The following is a 16,653-nucleotide window of genomic DNA, read 5'->3' on the forward strand; positions in this document are numbered from 1 at the left end:
TATTTTCCGGTCAGATGCGCATTTAAAAAATCGCCCTGCAGGTAGGCACATCGTCTTGTCTAGCAGACTAGCCAACGTCCGTTGCTTTCAACCTAAGCGCATTGAAAACCACCGAGGCTGAACTGACGCTCATTGCCAGAGCAGCGATCAAGGGCGACAGAAGATGTCCTGTCAGCGGATACAGCAGCCCGGCCGCTAGCGGGATTCCCATCGCGTTGTAGAGGAATGCAAAGGCAAGGTTCTGCCTCATGTTCTTCACCGTGGCCACCGACAAGGTGCGCGCCCGCAGGATGCCCATCAGGTCTCCCTTGACCAGGGTCACTTGGGCGCTGTTCATCGCCACGTCGGTGCCCGTGCCCATAGCGATGCCTACGTCGGCCCTGGCCAAGGCCGGCGCATCGTTGATGCCGTCGCCCGCCATGGCAACACGCCGGCCATAGCTCTGCAGTTCGGCGACTAATTTCTCCTTGTCCTGCGGTTTCACCTCGCCATGCACCTCCTCGATGCCTAACTGCTTCGCCACGGCTCTTGCTGTGGTGAGGCCATCGCCAGTGGCCATGATGACCTTCACGTCAGCGTTCTGGAGTTGAGCAACAGCCTGTTGGGAGGTCGGTTTGATTGGATCGGAAACGGCCAGGAGACCCGCCAGGCGACCATCGACGGCCAGATAGATGATGCTGATGCCCTCCAGGCGCAGTTGCTCTGCACGGTTACGCAGCGGAGTAATATCGACGCCCGCCTCCTCCATCAACGCTGTGTTCCCAAGCTGCAGTTGATGGCCATCGACCTGTCCGCGTACACCAATACCTGAGCCAGATTCGAAGGTCTCCGGTTTCACCAGGGCAAGACCCTGTTCACGCGCATGATCGACAATGGCATGCGCCAGCGGATGCTCGCTGCCCTGGTCGAGACTAGCAGCCAGGCGCAGCACTTCATTGGAGTCGTAACCGCCTGTCCCTTCCGCACTATGAAATACGGGACGCCCCTCAGTCAGGGTTCCAGTCTTGTCGACGATGAGCGTGTCGATCTTGCATAGATTTTCGATGGCGCTGGCATCGCGGAACAACACACCGCTGCTAGCGGCCTTGCCAGTCGCAACCATGACGGACATCGGGGTTGCCAGACCCAGAGCGCAGGGACACGCAATGATTAGCACCGCCACCGCATTGATCAGGCCAAATACCCAGCCTGATTCCGGCCCTAATAGCCCCCAGCCGAAGAAGGTCAGAATCGCGATCAGGATCACCCCGACCACGAAATACCCTGCCACCGCATCAGCCATACGCTGCATGGGGGCCTTGGAACGTTGGGCTCTGGCCACCATCTGAACGATCTGCGACAGCATGGTCTCGGCACCGACCTTCTGCGCCTCCATCACCAGGCTGCCGTGGGTGTTCAGGGTGGCACCGATAAGGGCATCCCCTACCCGCTTGGTCACGGGTAACGGTTCTCCGGTAAGCATCGACTCGTCGACGGCGCTCTCCCCCTCTAGAACCGTACCGTCCACCGGGACTTTCTCTCCCGGCCGGACACGTAGGTGGTCGCCCTGATGGACATGTGTCAGCGGAATATCTTCTTCCTGGCCATCGGGCTTGATGCGACGCGCAGTCTTTGGTGCCAGCCTCAGCAGTGACTTGATGGCTGCCGAAGTCTGCGAGCGGGCCTTGAGTTCGAGCATTTGGCCCAACAGCGTGAGTGAGATAATCACCGCGGCTGCTTCAAAATAGACGCCGATACGTCCGTCCTGGGCAAAAGCCGCCGGAAACCACTGCGGAACCAAGGTAGCGGCCACGCTGTAGAGGTAGGCAGCGGCCGTTCCCAAACCGATCAGGGTCCACATGTTGGGGCTGCGGTGGCGGATGGAGTCAATGCCGCGGGTGAAGAATACCCAGCCACCCCATAGCGTCACGGGCGTCGCCAGAGCCAGCTCGACCCAGTTCTGGGTCGTGCCATGAAACAGTTGCAAGGAATGGCCGGCCATCGCCAATACGGTCACGATGACGGTCAACGGTAGGGTCCACCAGAACCGCAGCGAGAAGTCCTTCAGCTCTGGATTTTCCTCCTCTTCCAGCTCCGGGATGACAGGTTCCAGCGTCATCCCGCAGATCGGGCAGTTTCCGGGAGCCGGTTGACGGATTTCTGGATGCATCGGGCAGGTGTATTCAGCACCTACAGGTGTCGATGTGGGTGCTGGAGTCGCGTGCTGGTGATGCTCCCCATGAGACTGATGGCTCATGTACTGATGAGGATCTGCTTGGAATTTCTCTAGGCACTTCGCACTGCAGAAATGATAGGCCTTCCCTTCAAAGCTCTCGCGATAAGGGCCATCAGGTTTGACCTCCATGCCACACACCGGGTCGCGCTGGCTCTCGGAGTGGGCGTGCGAGTTATGTGAATGATCCTGGTCATGATGGCAGGAGGTCTTTTGCATGCGATCTATGTCCTTTCTTCGTCCTTGGAAACAGCGGTGCTGCTGGAGTGGGAGTGCCCGCCGTGATTGTGGCCAAACAGATGCATCAGCGGGCATAGCAGCAGGATGAGGTACGGCAGGGCCTGCGAAAGATGACCGTAATGCTCACGCGCTACATAGAAGATGCCGATTACGGCCAGCATGATCAGCGCAATGCCAATCTTGCTCTTCCAAAAAGGCGGCTCAGTGGTACTGGTGTGATGGGTATGGTCCACGACAATAGCCTCGTTTCAATGGCGGCCGGATCACTATAGGTGTCTCAGACTGGACGGAGTTGGCGAGTATCAATAAACGTCAGCGTACGGTCACCTTACCGACCATTCCCGACTGATAATGTCCTGGAATATTGCAGGCGAACTCCAGTTCGGTGGCGGCGGAGAAGGTCCAGATCAACTCTTCGCGTGCTCCAGGTTCGACAAGAACACTGTTGGGATCGTCGTGCTCCATGCCGACCATCTTCATGCCGCCCATGGCGTGGTCCATTTTGCTCATGTCATGCGCTGCAGTCGGGGACAGCGTGCCGTTCTGAAACATCGCAGCCATCTCTTTCTGATGCGCAGCATGGGATGCCGCTTTGCCAAGGTTGAACTCGTGCAGCAGGGCTCCCTCGTTCAGCAGTACGAAGCGAACCGTCTCGCCCGCCTTGATTTCCATTGTCTTGGGTTCAAAGAAGATGTCCCCCATCCGGACTTCGATGGTGCGATCTACTGCCTGACTGTCTCCCGGTTGCCCGATACTGTCTTTCTTGTGGCCCGGGCTGGCCAGCGCATTGGCAGCACTGAGCAGTAAACCAAGGGTGGTGATTATGAAAGCGGGTCTGAGTTTCATGGTGTGCCTCTGAGGTGTTGAGGAGGGATGAGTCCCGATGCTAATGAGGTGCAACTGGCGGTACGCTGACGCGAAAACTACATCGCAGTAAGGTTCGTCAGATCGGTGCTACCCAGCCCGCGGCCAACGGGTAGCACCGGTGCCGGACTAACGCAGAGCAAACTCACCGACCATTCCCGCCTGGTAATGCCCAGGCAATGTACAGGCGAAGCTCAAACTGCCCGCCTGAGGGAAGGTCCACACGAACTCTTTAGTTGTGCCGGGCTCGACGAGAACCGCGTTCGGGTCGTCATGCTTGGCTTTGATGACTTCCGGATAGCCTGGAGGGTTGGAGTCTCCCGTGCCATAACGCTCATGCCAGACAATGCGCTCGGCCATGCCGGTCGGGGTCAGTGTGCCGTCCTTGAACAAGGACGCCATCTTGCGCTGGTGCTCCAGCTGGGACGCTGCCTGCCCGATGTTGAACTCGTGCATCAACGCGCCCTCGTTCTTCAGAACGAAGCGCACGGTTTCACCTGGCTTCACATCGATCGTTTTCTGGCTGTAGTTGATGTCGTCCATCTTTACCGAGATGGTACGAGTCGCTGGCGTCGCCTGGGCCTGCTGCCCAATGCCATTGCTACTGCCGCCGACCTCGGCAAATGCCGGAAAGGTGGTGCTGATGAACAGAGTGCTGATCAGCAGTTTAAGGGGTAAGCGTTTCATGGTGAGACCTCGCGATGGGTGCTGGAAATCTCATGCTATTCCCCGCTTGCTGCCAGGCCGCTGACCCCAGAACTACAATTGCGTCAGCTGGGAAAAAGCACGGCGCCACAAAGGCGCCGCTAGGCCAAAGGAGCAATCACGAAAGGCCTGGAAGATGGGGGAAATCTTTACTGATGGCATTCCTTATCGGCCATCATCAACTTGTGCTCTCGAATCATTTGACCCAGCACGTCGTCTACCAACTTGTCATGCTTTTCCATCCAGGCCAGATGCTCTTCGGCAGACATGTTCGGCGCGGGATGCTCGTTGTGCAGCTGGCTCATGATGTCTTCGAGCATGTTCATATGCGCCTTCATGTGCACATGCCGCTCGCCGACCGGGGCCTTCTCCGCCTGGTTCAGCACGACTTCTGCTTTGTCGCGCATCTGCTGGATGCGCTCGAATACACGGTCGCTGCCCCCCTCGGCCCAAGCCATAGAAGAGAGCAGTAGCGAGCCAACCAGAAGCAAAGGTTTCAGCGATTTCATGGGACAGTCTCCATCAGTGCAAACTATGGCCGGCACCTCTGCTTTTGGTCTGTCGCGGGCCGAGAGCACAACCTAGTGCTCATGCTTGCACCTTAGACAAGCCACCCTGTCAGCGAGCTGAAGCCAGAATTACATTTTCGTAAGCTTCTGGTTGGGGCCGCGGTTTGCCTGCAAACTCAGGCCACCCGATATTTGGAGTCTGCTCGCATGAAACTACTGGTAGCTGAAGATGAACCCAAAACCGGTGCATACCTGCAGCAAGGCCTCAGTGAAGCGGGCTTCAATGTCGACCGGGTTATGACCGGTACAGATGCTCTACAGCACGCTCTGAGTGAGTCCTATGACCTCCTGATCCTGGATGTGATGATGCCTGGGCTGGACGGGTGGGAAGTGCTGCGCATGGTGCGCGCCGCAGGAAAAGACGTCCCCGTATTGTTCTTGACGGCACGCGATGGTGTGGAGGACCGCGTTAAAGGGTTGGAGCTGGGCGCGGACGACTACCTGATCAAGCCATTTGCTTTCTCTGAACTTCTGGCCAGGGTCAGAACGCTGCTGCGTAGAGGCAATGGCTCACCCACGCAAACAACGATGAAAATTGCCGATTTGGAAGTCGATCTGATGAAGCGTCGCGCCATCCGCGGCGGTAAACGAATTGACCTGACCGCGAAGGAGTTTTCACTGCTGGAACTGCTACTGCGCCGGCGCGGCGAGGTGCTCCCGAAGTCGCTGATTGCCTCTCAGGTTTGGGACATGAATTTCGACAGCGACACCAATGTTATTGAGGTTGCGGTACGCCGGCTACGCGCAAAAATCGATGACGATTTCGATCTCAAGCTGATTCATACCGCCCGCGGCATGGGATACATGATGGATGCTCCGGAGTGAATATGAAGCACCTTTCGCTGACCGCACGCATGAGCCTGATGTTCATGTCCGCGGTAATTGCAGTCCTGACGGTAGCAGGGCTGAGTTTCAATATGCTCAGCCAGCACCACTTCAAGATGCTGGATCGGCAGGCCCTGGTGGAGAAACTCGAATCCGCCAAACATATCCTCAACAATGCTCGCGGTGAAGCGAGCCTTTCGGAAGAATTACCGCAGTTGCGAGCTTTGCTGGGAGCCCATCAGGATCTGGCCGCCACTATCCTGGCCAGTGACGGTTCTGTACTGTTTTCCGACCCCAGAGCAGTCGAAGTACCTGAGCGTTTCAGACGTGCAAATGAGCAGAGCATGTGGGAGTGGCAGAACGGCCAACACATGTACCGTGGCATGACGGAGCAAATCTCGGTAGCCGATCAGGCTGAGCCGCTCACTGCGTTGCTGATTCTTGACGTCACCGATCACACACACTTTTTCGACACGCTGCAACGATGGTTTTGGATTGGATTGGTCATCAGCGCCCTGTTCAGTGCCACACTCGGCTGGGTGGTTGCTCGCAGCGGCCTTAGGCCTCTGCGGCAAGTCACTCATGTGGCCTCCGGGATGTCCGCTCGCTCGTTACAGGAGCGAATCCCTCTCGAACCAGTGCCGCGGGAACTTCAGCAACTGGTTCTCTCCTTCAATGCGATGTTGGCTCGGCTAGAGGATGCCTTCGTTAGGCTCTCCAATTTTTCGGCCGACATTGCCCACGAGCTACGAACTCCAGTCAGCAATCTGATGACCCACACCGAGGTCGTGCTGAGTAAAAAACGCGATATCAATGCCTATGAGGAGAATCTGTACTCCAACCTGGAGGACTTGAAGCGCATGTCTCGGATGATTGATGACATGCTGTTCTTGGCCAAGGCTGATAATGGCCTGATCATCCCCGAGCAGGCCAGGATCGAACTGGCTGACGTAGTCTTCAAGCTGTTTGACTACTACCACCTTCTGGCCGAAGAGCGCGGCATTGAGCTATCGCTCACAGGCAAAGGCCAAGTGCTGGGAGATCGGCTGATGCTTGATCGCGCGCTATCCAACTTGCTGTCCAATGCGCTGCGCTACACGCCGGCGGGACAGACAATTTCGGTTCTGATCCGCGAGACAGAGGACTCCACTACCTTCAGTATCGAGAACCCAGGGGACACAATCAGCTCAGAGCATCTAGAGAAGCTCTTCGACCGCTTTTACCGGGTTGACCCCGCTCGGCGGGAGGGCAGCCCGAGCAACGCCGGGCTCGGGCTTGCAATCACCCGATCCATCATTGAGGCTCACAAAGGCCGCATCTGGTGCACCTCAGCGGCTAGCCTCACGGGCTTTCACATCGAATTGCCCCATCCCAGATAATGCCGGTCTGGCGGTAAGTAGGCTACAGCTAACCGCTAGCCCAACTTGACAGGGTGGGTGCAGGTGCAACTCGACTGAGCGCAGATTGCATTCGCCATCCAGATAGGTAACGAGCGGTGAGCTGACACAAGAGCACCCCATTCGCTCTCGGGTAGCAGCTCATGAAGTTTGGAAACTGCATCCCCCGCGCTTGCCTCGCCAAGCCAAACCAATGCTCGGATGGCGTCCCCCGCTCCAGTAGCGCCAAGAGCCATTAACCATTGAGGCGCATGCCGAATCGATACGGTGGACTTGCCAACCTGAAGCTCCCTAGAACGTCCGGTGGTTAGAAAGACATACCGAATAGGAACCTGCGTTGTCAGCCCCCATTTGTTTGCGGCGCTAGCCCCAGTGGCGACTATCAACTCACCCCGCACGTTTGCCAATGAGCGGACGACCGTCTCAGGTGCCGGTGCGCGCACGCCGAACCGAGTTTCGACTGCTGCAACATAAAAGCCCCGAGCAACGCGAAACAGCATTCCACCCTCGACCAGTCGAGAGAACCCTCGCTGCACAGCATGTCGATTCCCCTGATGCAGGAATCTGCCTGGTGTCAGAATTTCACCCTCTGGAAGCTGTTGAATGATGTCCAGGGTTTTCTCGGGAAGAGTCTTCATTGGCCGGCCAGAGCAGATGAAATCGATGCAGTTGGTCATCGAAGACTGGGATGGCGACGGAGCTATTTCACATTCCCGACGAGGTGCTCCAAGAGCTCGGTGTCGACGTCGGGGACAGCCTTTTCCTCATTGAGGAGTATGTCGGTACCGCCCGCTGTTTTGTGCTCAGTAAGTCGCCACAGATCCCAGATCGGGTAGATGAGCTTGTGAGCACCTGGGAAGCCTCCGTTCCAAAGCCCCCAGTAAAATGAATTGGTTTTGCAATCCCCTGCAGCTACTCTATGTCTGCAGCCCAAGAGCTTCCTCTCCCGGGCGCTGTACCGGTGATGAAACTTGGTTCGAGGCGGCCTCTAAGGCCGCCTTTATCATTTCTGCCCCGCCGAGCGATATACCTAGCCTGTAATTGAGGAGCTGAAGACTGGTCCCAAAGCCCCCAGTGGCAAGGTCTCCGACTGCTCTTCTATTCGCCCTGCCAGAAACACATCGTCCTGTGTAGGGAAGTGCCGCAAAAGGAACTTGGCATCTCGCCGCACCTTTTCAGGCAGGCTGCTATCTCGGGACAGTTCAACGAGAAAGTCTCGAGTCATTATCACCGCGCGAGAGCGCTCGTTCGGCATTGTCATTTCTGTCTCCATTGGAACCACGACTCCTCTGGCAGCATACGCCTGGGTTCGTGATTGCCCATACTGACGCAGCCAGACGCAGAGCCAAAGCCCCAAGATATCTTTTCCGGAAGCAAGAGCAGCGGCTCAGTCAGACCGGCAGTCCGTACTCAATGGCAAGCATCACCTGGCGTACAGCTCGACCGCCGACTTCGGTGCTCAGCAGGGAAACGGGTTGCACATTTCCTAGCGCAATATTTGGCGACGTGAGCCAGCGAGTCGCTGCGGCTTGATCTGATTCCAAGACACTCATCAGCACGTCGACAAGATTCGCCAGTCGACAAAACGCATCGCCTTCTGCTGAAGTCATGAGGGAAGCCTCTGGAGCGATGCCGATCCAGCCTGCCACGACGCAGGCATCAATACCCAACTCCTCCGCCAAGCGCGAGGTTAGCTCAACCGGGAGTCCTGTTATGGTCGCCTGGTGCAGGCTCTTATGGCTGTGGGGCAGCCCAAGTCGCTCGATAAGACTTTTCATCATGCCAATCTCTGGTTGTGATGTTGGCACCTACCCCGACATTGGTACTGGTCGAGTATTCACATGAAAGCTGCCAGTCATTTGCACAGCCGCCAGCATTCAGTTGCACGCATAACCAACAGGCTTTCGTATCGTCCGGTCCTAGGTCTTGCACGCTTGGCCTCTGTTGACTGCTACCCTACCGCCGTAAGCGGACAGCGCAAATCAGACGTCCAGAACGAATTCTATAATCGCTCTATAATTGACTTTAAAAACCTATAAACCCCATCCTAGAGCAGCCTAAGCAACCCAGGATGCTTCATCGCGAAGCCGATAAATTCCTTGCACTGGCGCATGGCCCCAACCAATACAATCGTAGCTATCCGGGCTAGAAGAAGCGAGGTGAATGGTTGTTTTCTGCCAGAGGGTCCTACCACGCAAGCCTTCAAAGACATCAGGATGCAGCGTTTGCATGACCAATGCTGCCGCAACGCGCCTGCAAACTCACATATGGCCGGCCAGCAGCGTCCTGTAACGCACTCCTGCGGGAGATTGAGGCCGTCCACCCCCTCTGTTTCACGACATCCGCCGGCGCAGGGCCTAGTGGCAGCCCCATCGGGGCTGCCTGGTAAGGGGTCAGATGACCCGCTTGATGCTGATGTAGTCGCCCTGGGTGCGCAGGGTGACGGTCACTGGTTCGCTAGTGCGATTACGCCAGAACCAACCGTGCTTGCCATCGAATGCGGCCTCCAGTACACCTGAATCTTCTGGGGTCGAGCGTCCCTTCCCATAGCCGTGGTAGAAGTCGCGCGGTGCGTTGTAAGGATCGCCATGGGTGTCGTAGTTAACGACGCCGCCGTTGGCAGTCCAGAGGTACTTCACCTTGGCACCTTGCTTCATTTCCAGTTTCACCTCGGCGCCTTGATTCGGGCTCAGGGTGATGCTCATTTCATGCTGAAGACCAGGTGCTGGCTCAGGTGCCGTCGATTGCTCCGGAGCGGGAGTGACCTCAGTAGGAGCGGCCGGGGTAGTTGCCGGGGCTGCGGGTACTGCGGCGATAGCTTCAGTTGGCTGCGGAGTGGGCGCTGGAGCTGCGGCCTCATCGGCCAGAGCCTCTTCAGCCAACTGGATCTTCACCTCACCCATCTGGGTGAGTCCAAGTGCTCGGCCCACGCCAGTGGGGTCGATCGCATACTCCGAAGGCATCACCACGGTAACCAGGAGCACGCAGGCAATGATTGCTGCGGTGATCGTGGAGCGAAGCAGCTGCGCTGTCGATGGGAGTTCGTTGAGGGTCGGAAGCTTGGTATTGAACATTGAGAGAATTCCTTACTGAGAGACGATCAGGCCAGTGATCTGGTAGCCCATGAGCAAGAAGCCGGCACTCATCATGGCGACGTTCGCGGTATAGGCATGGCGCCAGAAGCTGGCAGTACGTCGCCAGTAGCCCATCAAAATGAGAATGCCGCCGAGGGCCAGTAGCTGGCCGATCTCGACACCTACGTTGAAGGCAATCAGGTTGGCGATCAGGCCATCAGGAGAAATCTCGAACTCCTGGATCTTGGTGGCCAGACCGAAGCCATGAAGCAGGCCGAAGATCAGCGTTGCTGCACGGGTATCGGGCTGGTAGCCAAACCAGCGCTGGAAGGCGCCGAGGTTATCCAGGGCCTTGTACACGACCGAAAAGCCGATGATCGCGTCGATCACATACGAGCTGATGCTGATGTTGCTGAGCACTCCAAAGAGCAGAGTGATCGAGTGGCCAACTGCGAACAGCGTGACGTACAGCCCTACGTCCTTCAGGCGGTAGAGAAAGAAGATCACGCCGAACAGGAACAGCAGATGGTCGTAGCCGGTAATCATGTGTTTGGCGCCCATGTAGATGAAGGGCATCAACATCACGCCGGTACTTTCCTGGATGAAGCCTTTGTCTCCTTCGGGCACGCCGTGGGCTAGCGCCTCAGGCATGACTGCCATCAGTAAAGCGAGGGTAAGCAAGGGCAGAAAGAGCGATCGACGCAGGCGTGCGATCAGCGCCGTTGCCCCGCTTAGGGGAAGCGAATTCATAATGATTTCCTAGGTTGTAGTGGTCTGGGGCCGCGAGGCGGCCGGTTTCAGAACACGAACCTGGAGCGTGGTGGCCGTTCGATCAGGTAGATCGGCACTTCAGGGACAGTTGTCCGCAACGCGTTGGGAGGGGTTTCCCGCTCGGGGCGTGACAGCAGTGTCAGCGCCGACCCGAGATAAGGGATCTCATGGCTATGGTCAGCCGCATGTTTGTGGCTCAGGAACGCCGGCGCGTCCACGTCATGGGAATGACCATGGGACACAGCACCAGAGTAATCCCCCGGTATCAGCGGTACTTTGATGGCGGCCAGCGAATGCCCTACCCAGGCCAACAGCAAGGCCAGTATCAATGCGATAACGGGTTTCTTCGAGGCACTACGGCGAGCCATTTTCCTATGTCTTGCAGCTTGCAAAGGGCCAACAGGGTCGTTTGACCATATCCCCCCCAGGGGGATAGGATGCGAGCGTAAATCATCGAGGCATAGGACTCAAGGCATGAGCGATCACGAACACAGCCATGGCCACCGACACCAAAGCCACAGCGATGTCATGAAGCGCCTGAAGCGCGCCGAGGGCCATCTGCGCAGCATCATCACCATGATCGAGGATGGCCGTGAGTGCGTGGATATCGCGCAGCAGCTGCATGCCGTGGAGAAGGCCGTATGCCAGGCCAAGCGCACCCTGATTCAAGATCACATCGATCACTGCCTGGAGCACACGATGGACGCCCTCGCTACTGGCGAGCGCACCTCCCTTGAAGACTTCAAGCAGATCACGAAGTACCTGTAGGTATCCCCATGTCGAGCTTTGCCGAATTGCTGCAGCAGGGTGCGTCTCACGCCTGGCTGTACTTCCCCAGCGCCATCCTCCTAGGGGCATTGCATGGCCTGGAGCCAGGCCACTCGAAGACCATGATGGCGGCCTTCATCGTAGCCATCCGCGGCACCGTGAAGCAGGCGGTATTGCTGGGGCTGGCGGCAACCATTTCGCACACCGCGGTGGTCTGGCTGGTGGCCATGGGCGGCATGTATCTGGGCCAGAACCTGAATGCTGAAACGACTGAACCCTATTTCCAGCTCGCGTCCGCCGCGATCATCATCACCATCGCGCTCTGGATGCTGTGGCGAACCTGGCGTGGCGAACAGATGTGGCGTTTCGAAGAAGGTGATCATGCGCATGATCACCACCATGGCGAGCTTCGCCGAATCGATACCGGACACGGGCGAATCGAACTCTCGATCTTCGAGGAAGGGGTTCCCCCGCGCTGGCGTCTGCGCACTCTGAGTGGTCACTCTTGGCCAGCAGAAGACGTGAATCTGTCGACGACGCGTCCTGACGGGACAGCTCAGCTGTTCCGCTTTGTGCATCGCGGCGAATACCTGGAGTCGGTCGCAGAAATTCCCGAGCCTCATCAGTTCACCGCGCGTCTAAGCCTTGGTCACGCGGGCCATTCGCACGACTATGACCTCGATTTCCATGAGCACGACCACGGCCACGACCATTCCGATCTACAGGGCCTGGAGCTGTCGCTGGAGGGATACCAGGATGCCCATGAGCGAGCCCACGCCAACGACATCCGCAACCGCTTCAATAACCGCAACGTCACTACAGGCCAGATCATCCTGTTCGGCCTGACCGGAGGACTGATCCCCTGTCCTGCCGCGATTACGGTGTTGTTGCTATGCCTGCAGGTGAAGGAAGTCGCACTCGGGGCTGTTCTGGTGCTGTGCTTTAGTGTCGGCCTGGCGTTGACCCTGGTGTCCGTCGGTGCAGCTGCTGCGGTGGGCGCTCGCCAGGCCTCCAATCGTTGGCCTTGGCTGGGGGCAGTCGCGCGTCGTGCGCCCTACCTCTCGAGCGTGCTCATCATTGGTGTCGGTATCTATGTCGGCGTTCATGGCTGGATCGGTCTGACCGCCTAAATGTGGGAGCTATCAGGCTACCTGGGCCTATTCCTCGCGGCCTTCAGTGCCGCGACTTTGATCCCTGCACAGTCCGAGGCAGTGCTCACCGGCCTGCTGATAAGCGGCAATTACTCGGTGGTCATACTGTTGGTTGTGGCTACTACAGGCAACGTTCTGGGTTCAGCGGTCAACTGGCTGCTCGGTTTCTATATCGAGCGCTATCGGCACAAACGCTGGTTTCCGGTAAGTGACGACAAGCTGTCCCGCGCGCAGCGGGCCTACCACCGCTACGGCCGTTGGTCACTGCTGCTGAGCTGGGTACCGATCATTGGCGACCCGCTGACCCTGATTGCCGGTGTCATGCGCGAACCCTTCTGGAGCTTCTTTTTGATCGTGCTGCTGGCCAAGGCGGCTCGATACCTGGTGCTCACCGTGGTGACCCTCGGGATCATGGGGTAATGCGCTCGACCAGCCTGGATCTCGTCAAATGGCTCGCCATGCTGACAATGGTCATAGACCACCTGCGCTATCTCTGGCCCGAAGCAACAGCATGGCTTTTCGTGGTTGGACGCTTCGCCTTTCCGCTGTTCTGCCTTGGCATCGCCGCCAATGTGTCGCGTTCCCACCCAGGAGATCTGTACAGCGAAAATAACTTTCGCTACTTGAGTTGGATTCTGGCCTTCAGCCTCATATCCGAGATGCCGTATCGGGCGCTGTCCGAGATGAGCAATACGCTGAATGTGATGCCGACACTGATGTTGGGGCTCATAGTTGCTTGGAGCGTCCATCACAGCGATCGTACAGGCTTGGTGCTGGGGCTATTCACGCTGACCGTTTCGATAGTGCTGCATGATCGGCTGATGTACGGCGCGTTTGGCGTCCTGCTGCCGGCGACCATGGTGCTGGCAGTGCAGCGCCCCTGGATTACCTGGCTCATACCTGCAGTCTTCAGCGTGTTGGCCAATAGCCGTGACGGCTGGATCGGAGCTGCTCCCTTTGGCACCTGGTGGGCCATGGCCACGACCTTTGCGGCTCCGCTGGTTGGCCTGTGGCTATTGCGGCAGAAAATCACCCAACACATATGGCCAGTGGGGCGCTGGGGTTACTACTTCTACCCCGGCCATCTAGCGGTGCTGGCGTTGCTTCGTGTGGCTCTCTGACCGATCGATCAAAATTCCCTTGCTCAATGCAGGCCTTTTGCCATAATCCGGAGCGTGACCTAGATCACATATAAGAGCTAATCGAAACGGAGTTTGAACATGAAGAAGCTTTCTGCCGCCCTGATCGCCACCGTGATTGCCCTGTCCTCCGCCGCTGCCATTGCCCATAGCGGCGGTACCGACTCGAAGGGCTGCCATACCAACCACTCCACAGGGGCGTACCACTGCCATTGATTAAGGCAGCGCTGGTCGCCTCTCGCGAGGCGGCCAGAACCAGATGGCTAGACCAAATCGCACACCGGCTGCTTGGCTTCACGCCACCCTGCAAAGCCGTCGACGAGATACCGCGCATCCAGTCCCATCGCCCAGAGAGTAGCGGCACCCCCTTGGCTGATTTCATGCCCATGCGCGCAGTAAAGAATCACGGGGCGATCCCGTGGCACCTGATCCTTCCAGGAAAAAAGCAGTTCGGGGTCCTGCCATTTCGCGTTGGCGATCTGTGCCCCGTCGGCGTTGCGCACGATGGCTCGGCGCACATCGAGCAGCTCGAAGCTGCGACCAGCAGCCTGCCACTCAGCGAACTCGTGAATCGATATGCGCCCCATAACCCCTCCCTAACGCAGCAGGTGGATAGCCAAGCCCACCAGCGCGCAGCCCAGCAACACCTGGATGACTCCACGCTTGAAGCGGAACAGCGCCACTGCGGCACCGACAGTGATCAGCGCGGAGGGCCAATCGAAGCTGCCAGCAAAGCCCTCAGGCCACAGCACGTGATAACCGAAGAACAGCGCTAGGTTGAGGATGACGCCAACCACCGCGGCAGTGATGCCGGTCAGTGGTGCCGTAAACTTCAATTCGTTGTGGGTAGACTCCACCAGCGGCCCGCCGACGAGGATGAACAGGAACGAGGGCAAGAAGGTAAACCAAGTTACGAGGCTGGCTGCCACAGCGCCGGCAAGGAATGCCTGTTCCGGCCCAAAGACCTGATGCACATACGCGCCAACGAAGCCCACGAAGGCCACGACCATGATCAGTGGCCCGGGGGTGGTTTCGCCCAATGCCAGGCCATCAATCATCTGGGTAGGGGTCAGCCAACCGTAATGGCCTACCGCGCCCTGATAGACATACGGCAGTACCGCATAGGCACCGCCGAAGGTGAGTAGAGCGGCCTTGGTGAAGAACCAGCCCATCTGGGTCAGGGTGCCGTCCCAACCATAGAGGGCAGTCAACAGCCCCATCGGCAAAGCCCACAGCACGACTCCTACTGCGGCCAGCAGAGCCAAGCGCGACCAGCGGAAGCGCGCATGGGCCGGTGGTGGCGTGTCGTCGTCGATCAATGCTGGCCCATAGGACTGCTTGGACGCGCCATGCCCGCCACCGATGCTGAACTTGTCGGGAGCATAGCGTCCGCCCAGGTAGCCGATCATGGCTGCTCCCAGGACGATCAGCGGGAACGGGAGGTTGAGCGCGAAGATCGCCACGAAGGAGGCGGCAGCGATCGCCCACAACCAGTTGTTCTTCAGTGCGCGTGAACCGATACGGTGAGCAGCCTGAACGACGATGGCGGTGACGGCGGGTTTGATACCGTAGAACAATCCCGCCACCACGGGCACTTCGCCGAAGGCGATGTAGACCCAGGACAGGGCAATCAGGATGAACAGTGAGGGCAGCACGAACAGTGCGCCGGCGATCACCCCACCCCAGGTGCGATGCATGAGCCAGCCGATGTAGGTGGCCAGTTGCTGAGCCTCCGGGCCTGGCAGGAGCATGCAGTAGTTCAATGCATGCAGGAAACGGCGTTCCGAGATCCAGCGCCGCCGCTCCACCAGCTCCTGGTGCATGATCGAGATCTGCCCGGCAGGTCCACCGAAGCTGATGAATCCCAGTTTCAGCCAGAACAGGAATGCCTCGAGTAGGCCGACTTTTTCTACCTTTTCCTGGTCTTGCTCCGTCGCTTGCATGGCCGTCTCACTCATCACGTTGTCCTTCCTTGCCGAATGCGGCCAACAGCCCATCGAAGATGGCGCAGGCTGCGGCCAATAACTGATCGTCGTCCTGGATGCTGGCTCGCAGTCCAGCCAGTACGCGCTCTACACCCGTCGCTTCTGTGGGTTGCGCGCCCCCCACGTCCAGGTAATGAACCAGTGCCCCTACGCGCTGCAGTCCTGGAGCCTCCAGCCCGAAGCTAGCCTGCAGGGTTTCGAAGGTGACCTTGTTGCCGACGTGGCTGAACCGGGCACCATCGAAATCGAACCCAAGTGCTTCCGCAGGACATGCATCAGGAGAGGGAAGCCAGAGGATGCTGGCACCCGGATCGATGAAGCGGCGGATCAGCCAAGCGCTGGCCAGGCGGTCTACCCAGGGGCGCTGGCGAGTCGCCCAGGTTCGCCCTTCGTAGTCCCGCGGATCGAGCTGCTCAATGGCTTGCTCATGGCTGGTGGGCTCGTCCTTGGAAAGCGCCCGGTTGATGGCCACTTCGAGATCACGCAGCAGCGCGTCTGTCTGTTGCAAAGGTTCGCCCGGAAAGAAGTCGATCGACTGGATCTGAGCGAACGACTTGCGCAGCTTGCGGGCCTGGCGAGCAGTCGCCAGTGCATTCTCAGGAGTCAACTGGGCCAGTTGGGGCTCAACCTCCGAGCGCAACCTGGTGTAATCATCGCTGCGATCGAAGAGAGGTATGAAGCGCTCACCCTGGGGATCAGTGACCGGCAGGAGCGACGCCGAGCCACCGCTATCCAGTACGTCACGCTCGACGGACTCCAGTACCTCACGACTAGCCGAGCCATCTGGCAGGAGATAAACCCCATCGCGTAGTACCGCAGCGCCAGCGCTTTTCAACGTGCGCCAAGCGCGCATTCGCTCGGCGGCATTTGCCGTAGGCAGTGCCATCACGAGACATAGCCAATTAATCAATGTAGTTATCTCACCAAATATGTTCGATCTCTACATTACTCTG

The 16,653-nt window shown here is 58.2% G+C and carries 21 protein-coding genes and 1 pseudogene; 8 read left to right on the top strand and 14 right to left on the bottom strand.

Annotation, left to right across the window (positions count from 1 at the left end; translation table 11 throughout):
* Positions 1 to 67: 67 nt before the first annotated feature.
* From N7640_RS07030 to N7640_RS07050, 5 genes are all read right to left on the bottom strand, one after another.
* Positions 68 to 2,431 (bottom strand): heavy metal translocating P-type ATPase, encoded by a 2,364-nt coding sequence (locus N7640_RS07030; RefSeq protein ID WP_279902419.1) that lies wholly within the window; start codon positions 2,429 to 2,431, stop codon positions 68 to 70.
* 5 nt (positions 2,432 to 2,436) lie between these two features.
* Positions 2,437 to 2,685: a DUF2933 domain-containing protein gene (locus tag N7640_RS07035; protein ID WP_003246761.1), complete on the bottom strand. Its 249-nt coding sequence runs from the start codon at positions 2,683 to 2,685 to the stop codon at positions 2,437 to 2,439.
* A gap of 79 nt (positions 2,686 to 2,764) precedes the next feature.
* A complete protein-coding gene (locus N7640_RS07040; RefSeq protein WP_279902420.1) occupies positions 2,765 to 3,298 on the bottom strand; it encodes a plastocyanin/azurin family copper-binding protein in 534 nt (177 codons plus the stop codon).
* 147 nt (positions 3,299 to 3,445) lie between these two features.
* A complete protein-coding gene (locus N7640_RS07045) occupies positions 3,446 to 4,003 on the bottom strand; it encodes a plastocyanin/azurin family copper-binding protein (RefSeq protein WP_279902421.1) in 558 nt (185 codons plus the stop codon).
* Positions 4,004 to 4,170: 167 nt separating this feature from the next.
* On the bottom strand, positions 4,171 to 4,530 hold the full coding sequence (locus N7640_RS07050) for a co-regulatory protein PtrA N-terminal domain-containing protein (protein WP_009686140.1): 360 nt from the start codon (positions 4,528 to 4,530) through the stop codon (positions 4,171 to 4,173).
* Between the two features lie 207 nt (positions 4,531 to 4,737).
* Between N7640_RS07050 and N7640_RS07055 the strand changes: the two genes are divergently transcribed.
* Entirely contained in the window at positions 4,738 to 5,415 is a 678-nt protein-coding gene (locus N7640_RS07055; RefSeq protein ID WP_004577572.1) for a heavy metal response regulator transcription factor, read from the top strand.
* A 2-nt stretch (positions 5,416 to 5,417) separates the two neighbouring features.
* Entirely contained in the window at positions 5,418 to 6,794 is a 1,377-nt protein-coding gene (locus N7640_RS07060) for a heavy metal sensor histidine kinase (RefSeq protein WP_021221950.1), read from the top strand.
* A gap of 35 nt (positions 6,795 to 6,829) precedes the next feature.
* Here the strand turns inward: N7640_RS07060 and N7640_RS07065 are convergent, their stop codons facing one another.
* Entirely contained in the window at positions 6,830 to 7,489 is a 660-nt protein-coding gene (locus N7640_RS07065; RefSeq protein ID WP_330099523.1) for a DUF6088 family protein, read from the bottom strand.
* Between N7640_RS07065 and N7640_RS07070 the strand changes: the two are divergent.
* Positions 7,467 to 7,701, top strand: a pseudogene (locus N7640_RS07070) (AbrB/MazE/SpoVT family DNA-binding domain-containing protein). The gene N7640_RS07065 and the pseudogene N7640_RS07070 sit on opposite strands and share 23 nt — an antisense overlap.
* Before the next feature lie 141 nt (positions 7,702 to 7,842).
* On the opposite strand, the gene N7640_RS07075 reads toward N7640_RS07070, so the two are convergent.
* The 5 genes from N7640_RS07075 to N7640_RS07095 all read right to left on the bottom strand — a co-directional run bounded on the left by N7640_RS07075 (position 7,843) and on the right by N7640_RS07095 (position 11,025).
* Positions 7,843 to 8,085 carry a BPSL0761 family protein gene (locus tag N7640_RS07075; RefSeq protein WP_003246767.1) on the bottom strand — a complete coding sequence of 81 codons (243 nt, stop codon included), beginning with the start codon at positions 8,083 to 8,085 and terminating at the stop codon, positions 7,843 to 7,845.
* Between the two features lie 118 nt (positions 8,086 to 8,203).
* A complete protein-coding gene (locus N7640_RS07080; RefSeq protein ID WP_003246768.1) occupies positions 8,204 to 8,593 on the bottom strand; it encodes an antitoxin Xre/MbcA/ParS toxin-binding domain-containing protein in 390 nt (129 codons plus the stop codon).
* 612 nt (positions 8,594 to 9,205) lie between these two features.
* Complete coding sequence (locus tag N7640_RS07085) at positions 9,206 to 9,886, bottom strand: hypothetical protein (RefSeq protein WP_012018614.1); 681 nt, start codon at positions 9,884 to 9,886, stop codon at positions 9,206 to 9,208.
* A 12-nt stretch (positions 9,887 to 9,898) separates the two neighbouring features.
* A complete protein-coding gene (locus N7640_RS07090) occupies positions 9,899 to 10,636 on the bottom strand; it encodes a HupE/UreJ family protein (RefSeq protein WP_012018615.1) in 738 nt (245 codons plus the stop codon).
* 47 nt (positions 10,637 to 10,683) lie between these two features.
* Positions 10,684 to 11,025, bottom strand: a complete 342-nt coding sequence (locus tag N7640_RS07095; protein WP_003246771.1) for a hypothetical protein — start codon at positions 11,023 to 11,025, stop codon at positions 10,684 to 10,686.
* A 106-nt stretch (positions 11,026 to 11,131) separates the two neighbouring features.
* Here N7640_RS07095 and N7640_RS07100 point away from each other — a divergent pair, with 106 nt between their 5' ends.
* The 5 genes from N7640_RS07100 (at position 11,132) to N7640_RS07120 (ending at position 13,931) form a co-directional block, all read left to right on the top strand.
* Positions 11,132 to 11,425, top strand: a complete 294-nt coding sequence (locus tag N7640_RS07100; protein WP_003246772.1) for a metal-sensing transcriptional repressor — start codon at positions 11,132 to 11,134, stop codon at positions 11,423 to 11,425.
* A gap of 8 nt (positions 11,426 to 11,433) precedes the next feature.
* Positions 11,434 to 12,555: a nickel/cobalt efflux transporter gene (locus N7640_RS07105; RefSeq protein ID WP_279902422.1), complete on the top strand. Its 1,122-nt coding sequence runs from the start codon at positions 11,434 to 11,436 to the stop codon at positions 12,553 to 12,555.
* Entirely contained in the window at positions 12,556 to 12,996 is a 441-nt protein-coding gene (locus tag N7640_RS07110; protein ID WP_003246774.1) for a YqaA family protein, read from the top strand. It begins immediately after the preceding gene.
* A complete protein-coding gene (locus N7640_RS07115) occupies positions 12,996 to 13,697 on the top strand; it encodes a TraX family protein (RefSeq protein WP_003246775.1) in 702 nt (233 codons plus the stop codon). The genes N7640_RS07110 and N7640_RS07115 overlap by 1 nt, the downstream gene beginning before the upstream one ends.
* A gap of 99 nt (positions 13,698 to 13,796) precedes the next feature.
* Positions 13,797 to 13,931 (top strand): YHYH domain-containing protein, encoded by a 135-nt coding sequence (locus N7640_RS07120; protein WP_021489078.1) that lies wholly within the window; start codon positions 13,797 to 13,799, stop codon positions 13,929 to 13,931.
* 47 nt (positions 13,932 to 13,978) lie between these two features.
* On the opposite strand, the gene N7640_RS07125 is transcribed toward N7640_RS07120, so the two are convergent.
* From N7640_RS07125 to N7640_RS07135, 3 genes are read right to left on the bottom strand one after another with little or no spacing between them, the layout of a single operon-like run.
* Positions 13,979 to 14,302 (bottom strand): rhodanese-like domain-containing protein, encoded by a 324-nt coding sequence (locus N7640_RS07125; protein ID WP_279902423.1) that lies wholly within the window; start codon positions 14,300 to 14,302, stop codon positions 13,979 to 13,981.
* A gap of 9 nt (positions 14,303 to 14,311) precedes the next feature.
* Positions 14,312 to 15,658 (bottom strand): chromate efflux transporter, encoded by a 1,347-nt coding sequence (chrA, locus tag N7640_RS07130; RefSeq protein WP_237718116.1) that lies wholly within the window; start codon positions 15,656 to 15,658, stop codon positions 14,312 to 14,314.
* A gap of 7 nt (positions 15,659 to 15,665) precedes the next feature.
* Positions 15,666 to 16,610 (bottom strand): chromate resistance protein ChrB domain-containing protein, encoded by a 945-nt coding sequence (locus N7640_RS07135; protein WP_122959202.1) that lies wholly within the window; start codon positions 16,608 to 16,610, stop codon positions 15,666 to 15,668.
* Between the last annotated feature and the right edge of the window lie 43 nt (positions 16,611 to 16,653).

The organism is Pseudomonas sp. GD04015 (assembly GCF_029837675.1).
Taxonomy (GTDB): Bacteria; Pseudomonadota; Gammaproteobacteria; order Pseudomonadales; family Pseudomonadaceae; genus Aquipseudomonas; species Aquipseudomonas paralcaligenes.

What these genes read in the sequence shown, in the direction of transcription:
- N7640_RS07120 (WP_021489078.1), top strand. Translation starts at nt 13,797, where the DNA reads ATGAAGAAGCTTTCTGCCGCCCTGATCGCCACCGTGATTGCCCTGTCC.
- N7640_RS07060 (WP_021221950.1), top strand. Translation starts at nt 5,418, where the DNA reads ATGAAGCACCTTTCGCTGACCGCACGCATGAGCCTGATGTTCATGTCC.
- N7640_RS07085 (WP_012018614.1), bottom strand. Translation starts at nt 9,886, where the DNA reads ATGTTCAATACCAAGCTTCCGACCCTCAACGAACTCCCATCGACAGCG.
- N7640_RS07055 (WP_004577572.1), top strand. Translation starts at nt 4,738, where the DNA reads ATGAAACTACTGGTAGCTGAAGATGAACCCAAAACCGGTGCATACCTG.
- N7640_RS07050 (WP_009686140.1), bottom strand. Translation starts at nt 4,530, where the DNA reads ATGAAATCGCTGAAACCTTTGCTTCTGGTTGGCTCGCTACTGCTCTCT.
- N7640_RS07045 (WP_279902421.1), bottom strand. Translation starts at nt 4,003, where the DNA reads ATGAAACGCTTACCCCTTAAACTGCTGATCAGCACTCTGTTCATCAGC.
- N7640_RS07065 (WP_330099523.1), bottom strand. Translation starts at nt 7,489, where the DNA reads ATGACCAACTGCATCGATTTCATCTGCTCTGGCCGGCCAATGAAGACT.
- N7640_RS07100 (WP_003246772.1), top strand. Translation starts at nt 11,132, where the DNA reads ATGAGCGATCACGAACACAGCCATGGCCACCGACACCAAAGCCACAGC.
- N7640_RS07090 (WP_012018615.1), bottom strand. Translation starts at nt 10,636, where the DNA reads ATGAATTCGCTTCCCCTAAGCGGGGCAACGGCGCTGATCGCACGCCTG.
- N7640_RS07115 (WP_003246775.1), top strand. Translation starts at nt 12,996, where the DNA reads ATGCGCTCGACCAGCCTGGATCTCGTCAAATGGCTCGCCATGCTGACA.
- N7640_RS07040 (WP_279902420.1), bottom strand. Translation starts at nt 3,298, where the DNA reads ATGAAACTCAGACCCGCTTTCATAATCACCACCCTTGGTTTACTGCTC.
- chrA (WP_237718116.1), bottom strand. Translation starts at nt 15,658, where the DNA reads ATGCAAGCGACGGAGCAAGACCAGGAAAAGGTAGAAAAAGTCGGCCTA.
- N7640_RS07030 (WP_279902419.1), bottom strand. Translation starts at nt 2,431, where the DNA reads ATGCAAAAGACCTCCTGCCATCATGACCAGGATCATTCACATAACTCG.
- N7640_RS07110 (WP_003246774.1), top strand. Translation starts at nt 12,556, where the DNA reads ATGTGGGAGCTATCAGGCTACCTGGGCCTATTCCTCGCGGCCTTCAGT.
- N7640_RS07075 (WP_003246767.1), bottom strand. Translation starts at nt 8,085, where the DNA reads ATGGAGACAGAAATGACAATGCCGAACGAGCGCTCTCGCGCGGTGATA.
- N7640_RS07125 (WP_279902423.1), bottom strand. Translation starts at nt 14,302, where the DNA reads ATGGGGCGCATATCGATTCACGAGTTCGCTGAGTGGCAGGCTGCTGGT.
- N7640_RS07105 (WP_279902422.1), top strand. Translation starts at nt 11,434, where the DNA reads ATGTCGAGCTTTGCCGAATTGCTGCAGCAGGGTGCGTCTCACGCCTGG.
- N7640_RS07080 (WP_003246768.1), bottom strand. Translation starts at nt 8,593, where the DNA reads ATGATGAAAAGTCTTATCGAGCGACTTGGGCTGCCCCACAGCCATAAG.
- N7640_RS07095 (WP_003246771.1), bottom strand. Translation starts at nt 11,025, where the DNA reads ATGGCTCGCCGTAGTGCCTCGAAGAAACCCGTTATCGCATTGATACTG.